Source organism: Romboutsia sp. 1001216sp1 (assembly GCF_039841805.1).
In the GTDB taxonomy this organism is placed as follows: Bacteria; Bacillota; Clostridia; order Peptostreptococcales; family Peptostreptococcaceae; genus Romboutsia_C; species Romboutsia_C hominis.
Genome location: NZ_JBDPHA010000005.1, coordinates 73,084 through 89,056, shown reverse-complemented (window position 1 = coordinate 89,056; position 15,973 = coordinate 73,084). Strand labels below are relative to the sequence as shown.

The window sequence follows — 15,973 nt, the reverse complement described above, 5'->3', positions numbered from 1 at the left end:
ATTTTACAACAATGGAACGATTTTGTCCAATGGTACTTTTTATGTCCCACCCTGAGAAAATTTAACTAACCTTGTGTTTTAAAATCTTTCAAGAAATAATTGGTAATTATTTTTGCCAATTTATTTTTTTGTAAAGAAATTATAGCTAATGTTTCTGCATTTAATTTATGGCTATTATTATCTGTTATATTTTTATTAACAGTTTCTACTAATTTATTAAAATCATATAATTTTACTCTGCTTATATTATTTTCTTCAAGTTTCTTTTCATATATAGCATAAAATAAATCTTGATATGAGAATTCTTTTTCTAAATTAAGTAGCTCCCCAACTCTAGGTATAACACTTTCTAATAGGCATCTAGTACTTGCCTCTCTTTTTATACCTAGTACTGTACAAAGGTTTTCTATAGTTTCTTTATCTATATGTTTTAATTTATAAAAACAATATTCTTCATCATACTTATAATCTGCATTAAAATAGTATTTAATACCTTCATATCTATTGTAGGCTTTCATAGTGTCTAAATATCCTAAATCTATATTTCTCTTTACACTATCCTTATCTTTATTTAAAGAGCCTCCTAAATACTCTGATGGTATTATTGTTTTTATATTTATATCTTGATGCTTGTTTAAATTTTTCTTACCCAAAAAGTCATCTAATAATCTTATTACAACTAAATCTTCATATCCTTTATCTACTAAAAGGCTTATTGGCATATTATCAAAAAACATACCATCTAAATAAAGCTTATCATCTATTTTATCTAATTTAAATATAGGTAAACTTGCACTTGCTATTAAGTAATCTACTAATCTACCTTTTGGTATTTGTTCTAAGTACATAGGATGAGGATTTATTTTTTTATCCCAAGTAACTGTAACTAATCCAAAGTCACGTTTAGAGTTTCTAATTGCATCTTCGTTTAAGGTATCTTGGAGTAGTTTTTTAAGTGGACTTATATCAATACCTTCATTTTTTCTAGCTTTATTCATAAGCTCAATTACAGTATTAAAACTTTTGGTTGTAAAATCTACATTTTTATATTTTTCATATGTTTCTTCGTCTATATTCATAAAATGAGTATAGTCGTATTTCAACCAAATTTCCTCCATTACTTCTATGTCATTTTGAAGTATATAGGCTCCATTTAAAGCTCCTATTGATGTACCTGCTACACCATTAAATTCAATACCTAAGTCTATTAAAGCTTTGTAAGCTCCTATTTGGTAGGCACCTTTGGTACCTCCACCTTCTAAAATTAAACCCTTCATTATATCACCTATTTTATAAAGAAAGATATATACTTTTAGTAATTACATTTTATCATAAAAATAATAGAAAAGTATATATCTTTCAAATATTTTATCTTACTTCACTTATTGAACCTATTGTCTTTACATGCTTGTTAAACATTCGCTCTTCTATTTTAGATAAACTTACTTTATCCATTATATAATTATTTGAATCTATTAAATATATTCTCTTATAACCACTCTTAAAAAACGATATACATATTTTTTTTATATCATCATCTTCTTCACATTCAAATATATATGGCTCAACAACTAAGCTATATTTACTTCCCCTTAATTCTCTTGTCATTTGTTTATAATTATTTAAAAAATCTTTAGCTTCACGGCTACTTATATACCCACTAACTTCTATATGAACAATTTGCCTCGTCTCATCTATATTAGCTTTTATCATATAGTCCCCTCCTTAAAATTAAGTTTTATACACTATATGAATTTCAAACTACATTAGTGATTTTATGTCTAATGAGTCTTTTATAAGATTATCTATTTCTAGTTGTAAGCTATCTATTTCCTTATTGTTATTTATATTATGTATTATTAATTTTGATAAATTTTCTATTTTATGATAATTATCATCTTTAAATATTTTTATTTTCATTACTTTATTTGGATAATAATCATAAATATTTTTACTTATCTTTTTAGCATTTATTTTATAATATCTATCATATATATTTGAGTTTAATATGCCAACTATATACTCTTCTGAAAACTCCTTTTTATATTCTTCTTTTATAAAAAATGAGTATACATCTGCACTACAAAAACTATTATTGTAATCTATTGCAAATTTATTTTGAGAAGATTTATAAGGATACATTATTTTTATTTGTTCAAATAAATTTTTATCTCTTCCCCATTGAAGTTTATACCACTTTCTTGTGTTGTTTACACATTCTCTTCTTTTGCATAGTTTATCTTTATATTTTCCTATTATTTCCCCTATTTCTAACTTATAATCATTTTCGTCTTTTATATCATCTGAATATATTAGTTTATAGTTGCTACTTGAAATTGTGTATTTATTTATATTTTTATTTTTTATCCAGTTTCTTAATAATTTCTTATCTACCTTGTTTATTTTTTCATCTTTTATATCTAGTACAAAAGCTTTGTCACATCCTGTGATTATCCCTTGAAAGCTTGTAACTATATCTTCTAGAGTATAATTACAATTACTTTGTATTTTATTATATAGTTTTTTATCATTTTCATTTAATATAATCCAATTTTCATCTAGGTTTTCTTGGTCTATGTAAAATTTTTCGAATTTATTATTTTTTAGTAGATATCTTAAATCTTCTATTTGCATATTTTCATTTACTGGTTTTAATATATCTATTTTGCTATTTTTATTTAAATCTTTAACTAAAGTTAGTATACAACTACAAATTCCTATATTTTTAAATACAGAAACTCCTAGAAAATCTATAATTTCTTTTATGTATGTATTTTTTGATATATATTTTCTTAAATGTTTTCCTGACGGGCTTTCTATAAAGTACCTAGGAGTTATTAAGCTACATACTCCACCTTTTTCTAGTAAATTTATGCACTTTTCATAAAAACAAAAATATAAATCAGATTTATCTCTATATGTATTTTTATATTCTTTAAGTAGGAATTTTTTATATTCTTTATCTAACTTTTTATGACCTATATATGGAGGATTTCCTATTATGTAATCAAATTTTTCATTAAAGTTATGCTTTAAGCTATCAGTACAGTATATATTTAAATTTTTAACCAATATGCTATCGCTCTTTTTATTTAGACACTCTATTAGTATATCTATTGCATCTTTATCTATATCGTATCCATATATACAATTACTTAATATATGACTATGAATATTTTCCAATATAAATTTATCTCCATATAGTTCATTTAATTTTTCTATGTTATTTTCTATTAATTCATATAGTACATCATAAGCTTTTAACAAAAAATTACCGCATCCACAAGATATATCTAATACCTTTGGACACGGGTTATCTATTATATCATGTTTTTTTAATGTATTTTCAAGTATATAATCTACTATTTCTCTTGGTGTATAGTAAATTCCCTTTTCTTGTTTTTTTAATGTATCTAAGCTATTTTCATAGTTTTTAGATACTACAAAATTATCCCCCTTAGTGTGTTTTTCCATCTTCCCCTCCAAATTTTAATATCCCCCTTTTTATTGTAGCACATATAATTTATTTACTTCCATTTTGTGTTTAGCCAGTTAATAATATCTTTTACATCGTAATCATTAGAAACTTTATTTAAATAATCTAGAGCATTATAATTATCCATGCCTATATCTATATCTGTCTTAGGGTTTACTCTAAAATAATTATCTTCTAATAGCTTTTTGCAAAACTCGTTGCTAGTACTTAAACTACTTTCTAGTACTACAGATATTATTGGAAAATCAGGTTCATTGCTTAATATCCAATCTAGTGCTCCCCATTCACTAGTATCTTCTATTATTTTATCAAATTTATATCCTGTACCTATTGATAGTATCCTCATATCGTTTATACTTTTATCAATCTCTTTTGACATTGCATATATCAAACAAGCTAAACTTGGGTTATTTGCCATTATCCCGCCATCTATATGATTTTTATAGGTTGGGAAAAAAATTAAAGCTGCACAGCTTGACATAGCAACATCTACAACTCTTGCATTTTCTGTTTCTGAATTTGGTAGATTGTTGTAATATATAGCTCTCCAAGAATTATTGTCATCCCCTATATAAAAAGTAGGAATTACAACGAGTTTTTTTAAGTCCTTCAATCTTAAATCCTCTGGAAATATACTAAGTAGTACTTTTTTTAAATTATCATTATTATATTTTGGTCTAAATATTTCTTGTTGAGGATTTTTAAATATATATTTAGCATATTCTAATGAATATAGTTTTTTTATACTTTCACAACTTAATCCATAAGAAAGACCTAGAGCTATTAAGCTACCTGTTGAAGTTCCCCCTAATAAATTAGTTTCTTTTAATATATTTGGGTACTCTTTTTGTATTTTGTCAAATAGTCTTATACTTAAAGATCCCCTAAGACCACCACCATCAAATGTAAGCATATTAAAAGTAGATTTGTTCATATTTTCCCCCATTAAAATTTACTTTAATGTAAATTATGCAAAAATAAATAGGATGGTACCATCCTATTTATCTTTATATAATGATTTATCTTTAATCAACCTATTAAACTTTTCTTCTTCTAATGGCTTTGAATATACATAGCCTTGCACGACCTCTGCATTTATATTTTTTAATATCTCTACTTGACTTGTATTTTCTACACCTTCGCATATAGTCATTAATTCTAAATCCTTTGATAAATTTAATATAGACTTTACCATAACTTGAGTTTTTAAATCTTTTTCTATATCATTTAAAAGTGATTTATCTAATTTTAAAACATCTATACATATATCTTTAAGGCCACTTAAGTTTGAATTTCCAGTACCAAAGTCATCCATAGCTATCTTTATACCTAAAGACTTTATATCACTTAATTTCTTGTTTATAAACTTTAAATCCTTTAAAGCTGTAGTTTCTGTTACTTCTATCTCTATTAAATTTGGATTTATTTTATATTTTTTTAACATTTCTTCAATAAAATCTACTAAATCCTTTTGGTATAACTCTACCCTAGATAAATTTATTGCTATTGGAACTACATCTAATCCTTCATTTTCTTGTTTCTTTATAATTTTACAAGCTTCTTCTAATACCCAACGACCTATTTTATTTATAAATCTAGTTTTTTCTGCTAAAGGTATAAATACCATCGGACTTATCATACCTCTTGTTGGGTGTTCCCATCTTATTAGAGCTTCTGCCCCTACTATATCTTTTGTGTGTATATTAAACTTTGGCTGATAATATAATCTAAGTTGATTATTATCTATAGATTTAAATAAATCCCTTTCTAACTCTATCAACTTTTTCTTTTCTTGTTTTAACTTTTCATCAAAGATTACATGACTTATATTATTTATCTCCTTAGATTTAATTCTAGCCATATCTGCATTACTTATAATTTTTTCTATATCATCTTCACCTTGTTCTACTTCACATAACCCAATAGAGACATTTACACTTATATTAAAATCTTTAAGATTTACATTTATAATTTTAGTTTTTATTAGTTCTAATATATCCTTTATATCTTCTTTTGATTTTATCTTAGTAATTATTATAAATATATCTCCTGTAATTCGACCGTAGATTCCTCTATCTTTGAAGTATTTATCTATGTTAATAGCAATGGAGTTTAATACTTCATCGCCGGCTTTATATCCATATACATCATTTATTATTTTAAATTTATCTATATCAAAATTTATAGCTATTAGATTTTCATTTTTATTATCTGATAAATATTTTTTACCTTCAATTAAAATTTCATTATATCTTACGAACTCATGCATTTTCTTATAAGATTTTTTACCTAAAAATGTTTTTATTTTCTTATTTATGATTATAATTATGTAAATTATTATTAAAAAAATAATTATTCTTATTATTCCTATTTTTATAATATTACTTTTATCTAAGTAACTATATTTTATATAATTTCCATCTACATCATTTATTTTTAAAGAGAATATATGATTATTATCTCTAACGGCTTCGTCTAATTTTTCTATTGCCAATTCTTTTTTAATACTGTTTTCTATACCTTTTTCTGAGTGCAATATCCAAGAAAATCCAATTAGTAAAGCAATCAATATAAACAATATAATATTACTACAAATATACCTTTTATAATTCCCTCTTATTTTCATCTACTTTCCCCTATTTTTTTAATTCATTACTATAATATTGTAAATTAATTTTAAACTCAAATCAACCTAAATCGACATATACCTATCTAAATAGCTATGAAACTTAATTATAGTATCTTATAATAAAAAAGTAGCTAACTAATAGTTAACTACTTTTTACTATTTTTATCTAAAAATGATAGTATTCCTTGAGCAATTCCCTCTGATAATCTATTTTGATAAGTATTATCTAAAAGTTTATCTCTCTCTTCTTTATTACTTATAAATCCACATTCCACTACTACTGATGGCATATATGTTTGTTGTAATACTTGTATATGCTGTTGCTTTACGCCTCTATCTTTCATAGTTACATATGCTTTCATAGTGTTTTGTATAGTTTCTGCTAATTGCTTAGATTTATCGCTAGGGTCTGCATCTTGTCTATAATAAGTTTCTACCCCATTTGCAGTATTACCACCTGTTTCTGCATTCATTTGTATAGATATAAATGCATCTGCATTTTGAGAATTTGCAAGTATTGCTCTATCTGAAGTATTTAAAGTTTTATCATCAGTTCTTGTTAGTATTACTTGTATATCATTTTGATTTGATAAAACAGCAGCTACCTTCTTTGATATGTCTAGAGCTAGATCTTTTTCATATACTGCTTCATTGTCTCCTGGTGACTTAATTCCAACATTTCCTGTGTCATCTCCACCGTGACCTGGGTCTATTACCACAGTATGTTTTGCTTCTAGAGGTGTACTAGATTCTGACTCTAAATCAAATTGCTTATTTTCCTCTATTTCCTTTTGTTTTTGTATTTCTTGTGATTTAGCTTCTTTTATATTCCCTATAAGTTTAGAAGTAGATGCAGCAACTTTACTTATCCCAAATATTAGTGCTATGAATATACAAATTACAAAGATTAGCTTTTTCTTGTTGATTCTTCTTGTTTTAGTTTTTCTCACACTTTGCTTTCTTATATTCCTTCTTTTTGACATTGCTATCCCTTCCTGAAATCATTTTGAATTTCTCTAATGTATTTTAACATTTAAGAAGGTTAAATTGCAACTTAATGTCCTTATTTAATTGATGATTTTATCCTCCAAGGGTTATATCTTGTTGATCATACCAAGCTAATGCTTCATTTATATGATTTTTGTTAAAGTCAGGCCAATAATCATCTACTACATAAAAATCTGCATATATAGATTGTACTGGCAAAAATCCACTTAAACGTCTTCTACCACCCCATCTAATAATTAAATCTAACCTAGATACATCATTAGATTGTATATTGTTATGTATATTATTTTTATTTACTCCTTTTGCATTAGCTAGTGTATTTAAATCCCAATACCAACCATAATTAACTAATAAATTAGCTCTTATCTGACCTGGCTTTTCTTTAGTTCTTGTAGTATATGGTAAAAGTTCTTTGGGAAACATTTTAGAGTCGGAATTTCCTATTACTAATAAAGATGCTCCTTCATCTAAAAGCCTATTAGCTGCCTCAATACACGCTTTAGTAAATGACTCTGTCTGATAACTAGGTCTTCTTGTGTTATCTGTAGTAAATCCATAAAAGGTTACTTCTTCAACTCCTAAATCTCTTAACTGTCTATAACTTTCAATACCAGGATCTAATCCATTTTCATATCCTTTATCTTTTCCCATTCCTTTATCTTGTGCCCATCTTCTATTACCATCTGGTATTATCCCAACATGTTTTGGTATTCTCATATGCTTCACCTCTCTATTGGAATTATTTACAATTTTTCTAAAAATTACTCCTTATATATTAAATTTAATGTTCCTTACTTTTACATTTAATTGTGTATATTTTAAATTTAAATGGTAATATCTACCAATAATTTTAATATTAAATTAATTGATTTTAACTATTACATATAGTAGACTATATTTAATATGGATAAATTTGGGAGGTTTTCATGAAAAAATTTTTAGCACTATTTACACTTATTTTTTCTTTAGGCTTAGTTGGATGTTCATCTAAAGCTGAAGTTAAAGATGTCCCTGTAAATGATATAAAAGATGCTATAAATAATGAAGCCACTTTACCTGTTCAACCAGTAGCTGATGTAGATGCAAAAGACTTCTATATATTTGAATCTGTAAAAGATAATATACAAGAGGGCTTTGTATTACAGTCTATGATGAATGTCAATCTTCAAGATGTTTTTGTGGTTAAGACTGACAACGTTGAAAAGATTAAAAGTGCTATTGATGAATATAAAAATGGTGATTCATTTAAAATGTTTGCAGATGGTTATGGTGGGGAAAATAATATAACTGCTGCAGCTAATTCAATATTAAAAAATAAAGGGAATTATGTTTACTTTATAGCTACTAATAATGCAGCAGATGTAGAATCTAAAATATTAAAAGTAATAGAAAAATAAAAATATAAAAGCTGTCTCAAAATAAATTGTGACAGCTCTTTTTATATAAACTTTAGGAGGTTTATTAATTTGGTTTTTAGCAGTATAACATTTTTATTTTATTTTTTACCATTAGTTTTATTTTTTTATTTTATATCTCCTAATAAGATAAAAAATTTAGTACTTTTGGTTTTTAGTTTAATATTTTATGCATGGGGAGAACCTGTATATATTTTTATAATGTTGTTTTCTTGTATAGTTGACTATGTACATGCTCTAATAATTGATAAATACAGAGGAACTTTTAAATCTAAGTTAGCTTTAATATCTTCTATTATTATTAATTTAAGCTTACTTGTTTTTTTTAAGTATAGTGATTTTTTTATATCTATACTAAATAGTTTAATCAATTTAAATATACCTTTATTAAATCTTAGTCTTCCTATTGGTATTAGTTTTTATACATTTCAAACTATGTCTTATAGTATAGATATTTATAGAAATGATTCTCCTGTTCAAAAAAATATAATAAACTTAGGTACTTTTATAACACTATTTCCACAGCTAGTTGCAGGACCTATAGTTAGATATCACGATATATCACATCAACTTATTAATAGATGTATTAGTTTTGATAAAATTTATGAGGGCGTTTATAGATTTATAATAGGTATATTAAAAAAGGTAATAATTGCAAATAATCTAGGTGCTATATGGTTTAGTGTTAAATCTATACCTTTTAATGATTTATCTAATTTAACAGCTTGGCTTGGAATAATCTGCTTTACTCTTCAGATATACTTTGACTTTTCAGGTTATTCTGATATGGCAATAGGTCTTGGTAAAATATTTGGTTTTGACCTTTTAGAGAATTTTAATTTTCCTTACATTTCAAAATCTATAACTGAATTTTGGAGAAGATGGCATATAAGTCTTGGTATATGGTTTAGAGATTATTTATATATTCCTCTTGGCGGTAATAGATGTAGTAAGAGTAGATGGATTTTTAATATTTTTATAGTTTGGTTTTTAACTGGGCTTTGGCATGGGGCTAGCTTTAACTTTATATTGTGGGGACTTTACTTTGGTATTATTCTAATAATTGAAAAATTATTATTATTAGAAATTTTTAAAAAACTACCTAAGTTTTTAAGTCATATATATGTTATGTTTTTAGTTATTATAGGATTTGTTATATTTGAGATAACAGATATTAATAATATTTTAATCTATTTAAGCTCTATGTTTAGTTTTAATAATACCTTTGTAGATAGTACTTTTTATTATTATTTTATACCTAATATAATTTTAATAGCTTTTTCTATAATAGCATCTACTCCTATTATAAAAATAATTCTAGATAAATATGAAATTTTAAGATTTATAACTTTAATTGTTGGATTTATAGTGGCGACTTCATTTTTAGTAGACTCCTCTTTCAATCCATTTCTATATTTTAGATTTTAGGAGGTAAGCTTTGAAAAAGAATTATAATATTTTAAAACTTATGACTTTAATTTTTTTCTTTGCTTTTATATTTATAGTACCTTTAAGTACATTATTTACTCAAGATAAAAAAATTAGTGAAATAGAAAATAAAATACTTACTCAGTTTCCACAAATTTCTCTAGAAGATATTTATAGTAAAAGATTCTTTAAGGATTTTGATAACTATACTTCTGATCAATTTCCGCTTAGAGCTAATTTTTTAGAAATAAAAAATTCTTTTAGTTATTTAGTAGGGCAAAGAGAATTTAGAGAAATATATCTAGGAAAAAAACATAGACTTATGCAAAAGTTTGTATTTAATAAGGATATAATAGATAAAAATATTTCCCAGGTCATAAATATGTCAAAATATGTTTACGATAAATATAATATATCTTCTACCTTAATGATAGTACCTAATTCTATAGCCTTTTATAAAGATGAACTTCCTTCTTGGGCTATAACTGATAATCAATATGATACCCTAAATTATATAAATAATAATATAATCTCTATTTCTAAAGACATAGAGCTATCTAATGGTAATAGTTTTATTAATTTTTATACTCCTTATAGTGTTTTAAATAAGTATAAACAATTACCAATATACTTTAATACAGACCATCATTGGACTCAGCTTGGGGCAAAAATAGCTTATGATGATATGAATAATACACTTAATATAGATAATATTTCAAAAGATTATAATAAAGTATCTAATAACTTTTATGGTACCTATTACTCAAGGGCAATGCTACCTATGATAAAAGGTGATGATATATACTCTTATGATAAATATAACAATTTTAATATAACTATTGATTTTAATAAAAAATACAATACTTTGTATGATAAAGATAAGCTAAGTGGAAAAAATAAATATCAATACTTTCTTCATGGAGATCCTGGTATATGTCTTATAGATGGTAGTGGATATGGTGAAATTTTAATATTTAAAGATTCTTATGCTCATAACTTTATCCCCTTTTTAGCTTATGATTATGCTAAGATACATGTTATTGACCCTAGATATTATAAGGTAGATATAGATAAGTACTTAAGTGAAAATAATATTGATAAAATTCTTTATATACATAATCTACAAAGTATAAATACTTATAATCTCTATAGAAATATACTTTAAAATAAACATTATTAAAAAAGCTATGAAATGTATAGTTTAATCTATACAGTTCATAGCTTTTATACTATCTTAAATATTTATTTATATATTTAAAATATTCCCTTTATGTTTTGCTATAGTACCCCTGATGATAAAATACCGTCTGTAAAAATTTATGACAACTATATTTTATACTGAAAATAATATTTTAAATTCTGTATAATCAACATTGCTATCTACATAAATCTTTCCTTTGTTCTTTTCCACTAATTCTTTTACTATTGCTAATCCAAACCCATTTTCTTTTTTATTCATATCTGTTTTCGTTGTAAAACCTTCATCAAAAATTTTATCAATTATTTTATCTTCTATTTTAGGTCCATTATTTTTAATACTTATGTATATATTATTAAATATTTTATATGTCTTTATAATGATTAAACCATTATTGCCTAATGCTGTTATAGAATTACTTATTATATTTGATAGTATTTTTTGCAGATCATACTCTGATATATTTAAGTTTTGGATGTCGCTTTCCTCTTCTACTATTATGTTTATATCTTTAAAATCGAAAGAATTAACTATACATGTAATTATAGAATTTTCATTTGATATAATTTTTATATTACCTGATACTTGATTATTTCCATTTATTATATGTTTTAGAAGATCACCTAATCTTTCATATTGTTCCATTATATATAGTCCATTTATGTAAGAGATTTGTGAACCATAGTCATGCTTTATTTTTTTAAGTTCATTATTTTTATTACTTAATGCTATATTTAACTTTTCTATTTCATTAATTTTTTTGTTTATACTTAAAACATACATAAATAGTGATATTAAAAATACAATACAACTAATTATTATTAAATTCTTAAAAACAACACTATCATTTCCATGTATGATTAATGATAAAGAAAGTATATAGTCAAAAGAAAGTACGAAAAATACTCCAACTTCAAAGCAATATTTATATCTACTAAAAATATTATATATTGAATATATTTTATTTTTAAATACCAATATAAGTATTTCTATTGTATACATTGGTAAATACATAGTCAATATTGTAGATAATTCAGGATTATTTAATAGATCTTGTGTATATGACCAATGTATATTCCCAGCTATTATCACAGACATTTGCATTATAATGTATATTATAAAATATGAAGTTATTGCTTTACTATAATGGTTAAAATAAGAACATGCTATTATAACCATGTTAAGTATATTCATTATAATTATAGATAAAGATGTTCCTCCTATTAATTTAGTTACTATAATTATATTTGCAAATATAACTATAGCTGTAAGTATAAATTTAATAGTTCCATCCTTTTTGCTAATTAGTCCTTCTTTTTTCAAACAGTAGTACGGAAAATAACTTATTAATATAGACTGTATTATAGAATTTGTTATGTCTGCTATATTTAACATACTACCTCTTGTTTTTCATTGATTCAGGCATTTTCTCAGTCCCTACTAATAAAAGAGAAGCTGCTCCTGTATTCATAACAACTATTGATAATAAACACATTAACCCACCTATTATTTTTTTCATTTTGCTAGTCCCCCTTAATTTTGATTTTATATTTTTTATTAAACATAAGACATGAGTCTATAACTAATGTCCATGTTATCTGCTATAGTTAACATATTACCTCTTGTTTTTCATCGATTCAGGCATTTTTTCAGTTCCTACTAATAAAAGAGAAGCTGCTCCTGTATTCATAACAACCACTGATAATAAACACATTAATCCACCCATTATTTTTTTCATTTTGCTAGTCCCCCTTAATTTTGATTTTATATTTTTTATTAAACATAAGACATGAGTCTATAACTAATGTCCATGTTATAATACTACTATAAATTCCTTTTGAGCTTAATATTAAAGCTATTATAAAGAATATAGTACAACTTATTGTTGCAATAATTCTATTTTTTCTTATTAAATCTTCCCTAGTAAGTGGCATATCTTCATTAATTATTGGTGCTTGATGATATACACTAAATATATTTATTAAATTTAATAGTATAATACTAATAAAATTTAAATTATTATTTATAGATAAAATAATAATAATCCCTGATAGAATAATTGTTGCTACTAGGCATTTAATTTGTGTACTTTCATGATATCCACCTGTAAATGGTTTTGTAAGTCCCATGACAATCATTACTAAAGATATCTCTTTAAAAAGACCTAATAAAGAAAATAATAATATAACAATAAATATTTTTGTTATTTCAAATAAAAATATACTTAATGTATACTCAATTTCCTCTTTTACTTCGTTTGTGTATCCATTATGATCACAAACATCTTCTGTAAAACTTCTTATTTTTTCTCTAATCATTTATATTCCCTTTTTATATATTTTAATTTTTTTATAAATTAATATTTTAAAATAAAAATGTTCTCTGTAATATTATAGCTAGAGAACACTTTTATTTCAACAATATATTTCATATTATTGGTAATATCCTAATATTTTTATATATCTTCTCTCTCCCTCTTTTAAACTAAGGGGATAATCGAGTAAATCATAAGTATGTTGACATATAAGGTAATCTAATAAATATTCACCTTCTAATATTATGTCTGTAACTATCATTGCATGATATGCTACATTATCATATACAAGTTGCACTATATCTCCTAGCTCTAATTCATTATATACTGCATCTCTTGCATATACTCCATAGTTTTCAGTTGAGATGCTATTATTACCTACTACATATTTATAAAAAGGCTCTGCTGCTGTCCAAGTTGGAGTTCTTGAATATTCACTATACCAATACCATTTTTTAAGTACATGTTCTCCAATATTATCAAAAGGAATATTCCCAGCCCTTAGGCACTGCGATATATAATTTGTGCAGTCACCTCCATAAAGTTCATAGTTTGCATAATCAGGATTATGATCTAGTGCCCATTTTCTAGCATAAGCTACTGCTTTTTCTCTATCATATTCTTTTAGCATATTATCCCCCTAAAAATTATTTTCTGCATATTTTTTTCTTTGCATAATCACTTAAATAATCTTCAAATTCATAAAAACTAATCTTAAATTCTATCGGTGTAGATATTAATTTATCAAACTCATAACTAGAAAAACATATGACCACTGCATTTTCTTCTATATAAAAAGATTGGTCTTTTGTTATTCCTAAAAAACCTTCAATATCTTCTTCATCATAACAATACCTCTCTAGTATAGAGTCTATATTATCTATTATCTTTTCATTTATCCTTTTTATATAGTAGCTGTCTTTTTTAAATAAATCATCTAATGTTATATATTTACCTTCTTTTAAATCATAGTTATATGAATTTATATAACTTATTCCATATAGTCCAGCTATTTGAGAAAACTCTATAACTATACTTATCATATCTTCAGTATTTAAATGTACACTATACTCTGACATTATGTTTTTATTTATGTTTATATAGTCAAATTCATTTTGTAATTCTATAACTTCTTTAAATGTTTCTACATCTTCATACATATCTTTGTTAAGTTTATTTACTTTATTATGGTTTATACCTTCAGTTTGTATAATTGGATAGTTCAAGTTATAAGATATTCCTTTATGCACTTCGTTGATTTGGTTTTTATCAACATATAACATTTACTTCCACCTCTTTATTTTTACCTTTATTACTTTATATGAATAGGTTCTTTATTTTGATATATATTATATATAAAGTTATATTTGTATATTTTTTGTTACATATATACTATTGAATATATTGCTATACTTTAATATAATAAGTATATTGTTGGAAAATGATAAAGAAAGAAGGGATTATTTTGTCGAGAAAGAAGAATAAAAAAAGGCTTTCACCTTTGGCAAAGTTCGTTATATTCTTGGCTGTACTAGTTGTTGCTTTTCCTTTAGCAGCCTTTGGATATCTATACTTTAAACTAAATAGTATTCATGATTCTAGTGTAAACTCAGATATATTGAACAACAATCAATATAAAAATGAAAAAGGAATTACTAATATACTATTAATAGGTACTGATGAAAGACCTGGTGAAAAAACATCAAGATCTGATACGATGATGATACTTACTATTGATAACAAGAATAAGAGTTTAAAACTTACATCACTAGCTCGTGACGCATATGTTGATATTCCTGGACATGGAAAACAAAAACTTACACATGCTTATGCATATGGAAAAGAAAGCTTACTTATAGAAACTATTGAGAAAAACTTCGAAGTTGATATTCAAGACTATGCTACTGTTAACTTCTATTCATTTATGGATATAGTTGATGCATTAGGTGGCGTTGAAGTAGATGTTAAAGAAAATGAAATAAAAGAAATGAATAAGTTTATACCAGAAACTTATAAGTGGGATAATGACCCTAATAAAGGTGAAATTAAGTATATAGAACATGCTGGTAACCAAAAACTTAATGGATACCAATTACTTTCTTACTCTCGTATAAGAAAGAATGACTCTGCTTTTGAAAGAGATAGAAGACAAAGAAATGTTATACAAGGTCTAATAAACGGAGTTAAGAATTTACCTGTAACTAAATACCCTGAGTTATTAAATACTATACTTCCTTATGTTAGAACTAACATGAGTCCTACTGAAATAATAGGATTAGGTACTAAAGTTTTAAGTATGGGTAATTTAGAGTTAAAGCAAATGGAATTCCCTATAGATGATGGTGTTCACAGTACAGGTCATATTATAAGTCATCAAACTGGATGGGTACTTGAATTTACTCCAGATAGTTTAGATATACTACATGACTTTATCTTCAAGGATATAATGCCTAAAGATAATCCTAATATGAAATAGATTTTTAAT

The 15,973-nt window shown here is 24.9% G+C and carries 17 protein-coding genes; 4 read left to right on the top strand and 13 right to left on the bottom strand.

The features are described 5' to 3' along the window. Positions 1–65: 65 nt before the first annotated feature. The 7 genes from ABHC41_RS06850 to ABHC41_RS06820 all read right to left on the bottom strand — a co-directional run bounded on the left by ABHC41_RS06850 (position 66) and on the right by ABHC41_RS06820 (position 7,850). Complete coding sequence (locus tag ABHC41_RS06850; protein ID WP_092924022.1) at positions 66–1,277, bottom strand: patatin-like phospholipase family protein; 1,212 nt, start codon at positions 1,275–1,277, stop codon at positions 66–68. A 91-nt stretch (positions 1,278–1,368) separates the two neighbouring features. Continuing rightward, the gene (locus ABHC41_RS06845; protein WP_092924019.1) at positions 1,369–1,713 is read right to left on the bottom strand and encodes a hypothetical protein; all 345 of its coding nucleotides are present in this window, start codon (positions 1,711–1,713) and stop codon (positions 1,369–1,371) included. A gap of 48 nt (positions 1,714–1,761) precedes the next feature. Beyond that, complete coding sequence (locus ABHC41_RS06840; RefSeq protein ID WP_240275595.1) at positions 1,762–3,486, bottom strand: Eco57I restriction-modification methylase domain-containing protein; 1,725 nt, start codon at positions 3,484–3,486, stop codon at positions 1,762–1,764. A 41-nt stretch (positions 3,487–3,527) separates the two neighbouring features. Continuing rightward, positions 3,528–4,430 (bottom strand): patatin-like phospholipase family protein, encoded by a 903-nt coding sequence (locus tag ABHC41_RS06835; RefSeq protein ID WP_271892556.1) that lies wholly within the window; start codon positions 4,428–4,430, stop codon positions 3,528–3,530. A 63-nt stretch (positions 4,431–4,493) separates the two neighbouring features. Then, positions 4,494–6,122 carry a bifunctional diguanylate cyclase/phosphodiesterase gene (locus ABHC41_RS06830; protein ID WP_166505929.1) on the bottom strand — a complete coding sequence of 543 codons (1,629 nt, stop codon included), beginning with the start codon at positions 6,120–6,122 and terminating at the stop codon, positions 4,494–4,496. A 149-nt stretch (positions 6,123–6,271) separates the two neighbouring features. After that, positions 6,272–7,108, bottom strand: coding sequence for an N-acetylmuramoyl-L-alanine amidase (locus ABHC41_RS06825; protein ID WP_092924008.1), 837 nt, complete (start codon positions 7,106–7,108; stop codon positions 6,272–6,274). Positions 7,109–7,205: 97 nt separating this feature from the next. After that, positions 7,206–7,850 carry an undecaprenyl diphosphate synthase family protein gene (locus tag ABHC41_RS06820; protein WP_092924005.1) on the bottom strand — a complete coding sequence of 215 codons (645 nt, stop codon included), beginning with the start codon at positions 7,848–7,850 and terminating at the stop codon, positions 7,206–7,208. A gap of 209 nt (positions 7,851–8,059) precedes the next feature. Here ABHC41_RS06820 and ABHC41_RS06815 point away from each other — a divergent pair, with 209 nt between their 5' ends. From ABHC41_RS06815 to ABHC41_RS06805, 3 genes are all read left to right on the top strand, one after another. Continuing rightward, on the top strand, positions 8,060–8,530 hold the full coding sequence (locus ABHC41_RS06815; protein ID WP_271892559.1) for a DUF4358 domain-containing protein: 471 nt from the start codon (positions 8,060–8,062) through the stop codon (positions 8,528–8,530). Between the two features lie 219 nt (positions 8,531–8,749). Then, a complete protein-coding gene (locus ABHC41_RS06810) occupies positions 8,750–9,976 on the top strand; it encodes an MBOAT family O-acyltransferase (RefSeq protein WP_330678263.1) in 1,227 nt (408 codons plus the stop codon). Between the two features lie 10 nt (positions 9,977–9,986). Next, entirely contained in the window at positions 9,987–11,141 is a 1,155-nt protein-coding gene (locus ABHC41_RS06805; protein WP_271892564.1) for a DHHW family protein, read from the top strand. Positions 11,142–11,309: 168 nt separating this feature from the next. Here ABHC41_RS06805 and ABHC41_RS06800 read toward each other — a convergent pair whose 3' ends face one another. The 6 genes from ABHC41_RS06800 to ABHC41_RS06775 form a co-directional block, all read right to left on the bottom strand. Beyond that, complete coding sequence (locus tag ABHC41_RS06800; RefSeq protein ID WP_166505933.1) at positions 11,310–12,569, bottom strand: ATP-binding protein; 1,260 nt, start codon at positions 12,567–12,569, stop codon at positions 11,310–11,312. A 1-nt stretch (position 12,570) separates the two neighbouring features. Beyond that, positions 12,571–12,693 (bottom strand): cyclic lactone autoinducer peptide, encoded by a 123-nt coding sequence (locus ABHC41_RS06795; protein WP_195928487.1) that lies wholly within the window; start codon positions 12,691–12,693, stop codon positions 12,571–12,573. 96 nt (positions 12,694–12,789) lie between these two features. After that, positions 12,790–12,912 carry a cyclic lactone autoinducer peptide gene (locus ABHC41_RS06790; RefSeq protein WP_195581402.1) on the bottom strand — a complete coding sequence of 41 codons (123 nt, stop codon included), beginning with the start codon at positions 12,910–12,912 and terminating at the stop codon, positions 12,790–12,792. Positions 12,913–12,916: 4 nt separating this feature from the next. Then, positions 12,917–13,492 (bottom strand): accessory gene regulator B family protein, encoded by a 576-nt coding sequence (locus tag ABHC41_RS06785; protein WP_092923990.1) that lies wholly within the window; start codon positions 13,490–13,492, stop codon positions 12,917–12,919. Positions 13,493–13,606: 114 nt separating this feature from the next. Beyond that, a complete protein-coding gene (locus ABHC41_RS06780) occupies positions 13,607–14,119 on the bottom strand; it encodes an amidase domain-containing protein (protein WP_166505935.1) in 513 nt (170 codons plus the stop codon). A 16-nt stretch (positions 14,120–14,135) separates the two neighbouring features. Beyond that, the gene (locus ABHC41_RS06775) at positions 14,136–14,771 is read right to left on the bottom strand and encodes an RsiV family protein (RefSeq protein WP_092923981.1); all 636 of its coding nucleotides are present in this window, start codon (positions 14,769–14,771) and stop codon (positions 14,136–14,138) included. A 182-nt stretch (positions 14,772–14,953) separates the two neighbouring features. Here ABHC41_RS06775 and ABHC41_RS06770 point away from each other — a divergent pair, with 182 nt between their 5' ends. Next, on the top strand, positions 14,954–15,964 hold the full coding sequence (locus ABHC41_RS06770; protein WP_240275591.1) for an LCP family protein: 1,011 nt from the start codon (positions 14,954–14,956) through the stop codon (positions 15,962–15,964). Positions 15,965–15,973 lie beyond the last annotated feature (9 nt).

Coding starts and splice junctions, on each gene's coding strand:
- ABHC41_RS06850 (WP_092924022.1), bottom strand. CDS start 1,277: ATGAAGGGTTTAATTTTAGAAGGTGGAGGTACCAAAGGTGCCTACCAA.
- ABHC41_RS06845 (WP_092924019.1), bottom strand. CDS start 1,713: ATGATAAAAGCTAATATAGATGAGACGAGGCAAATTGTTCATATAGAA.
- ABHC41_RS06835 (WP_271892556.1), bottom strand. CDS start 4,430: ATGAACAAATCTACTTTTAATATGCTTACATTTGATGGTGGTGGTCTT.
- ABHC41_RS06830 (WP_166505929.1), bottom strand. CDS start 6,122: ATGAAAATAAGAGGGAATTATAAAAGGTATATTTGTAGTAATATTATA.
- ABHC41_RS06825 (WP_092924008.1), bottom strand. CDS start 7,108: ATGTCAAAAAGAAGGAATATAAGAAAGCAAAGTGTGAGAAAAACTAAA.
- ABHC41_RS06820 (WP_092924005.1), bottom strand. CDS start 7,850: ATGAGAATACCAAAACATGTTGGGATAATACCAGATGGTAATAGAAGA.
- ABHC41_RS06815 (WP_271892559.1), top strand. CDS start 8,060: ATGAAAAAATTTTTAGCACTATTTACACTTATTTTTTCTTTAGGCTTA.
- ABHC41_RS06810 (WP_330678263.1), top strand. CDS start 8,750: ATGTTGTTTTCTTGTATAGTTGACTATGTACATGCTCTAATAATTGAT.
- ABHC41_RS06800 (WP_166505933.1), bottom strand. CDS start 12,569: ATGTTAAATATAGCAGACATAACAAATTCTATAATACAGTCTATATTA.
- ABHC41_RS06795 (WP_195928487.1), bottom strand. CDS start 12,693: ATGAAAAAAATAATAGGTGGGTTAATGTGTTTATTATCAATAGTTGTT.
- ABHC41_RS06790 (WP_195581402.1), bottom strand. CDS start 12,912: ATGAAAAAAATAATGGGTGGATTAATGTGTTTATTATCAGTGGTTGTT.
- ABHC41_RS06785 (WP_092923990.1), bottom strand. CDS start 13,492: ATGATTAGAGAAAAAATAAGAAGTTTTACAGAAGATGTTTGTGATCAT.
- ABHC41_RS06780 (WP_166505935.1), bottom strand. CDS start 14,119: ATGCTAAAAGAATATGATAGAGAAAAAGCAGTAGCTTATGCTAGAAAA.
- ABHC41_RS06775 (WP_092923981.1), bottom strand. CDS start 14,771: ATGTTATATGTTGATAAAAACCAAATCAACGAAGTGCATAAAGGAATA.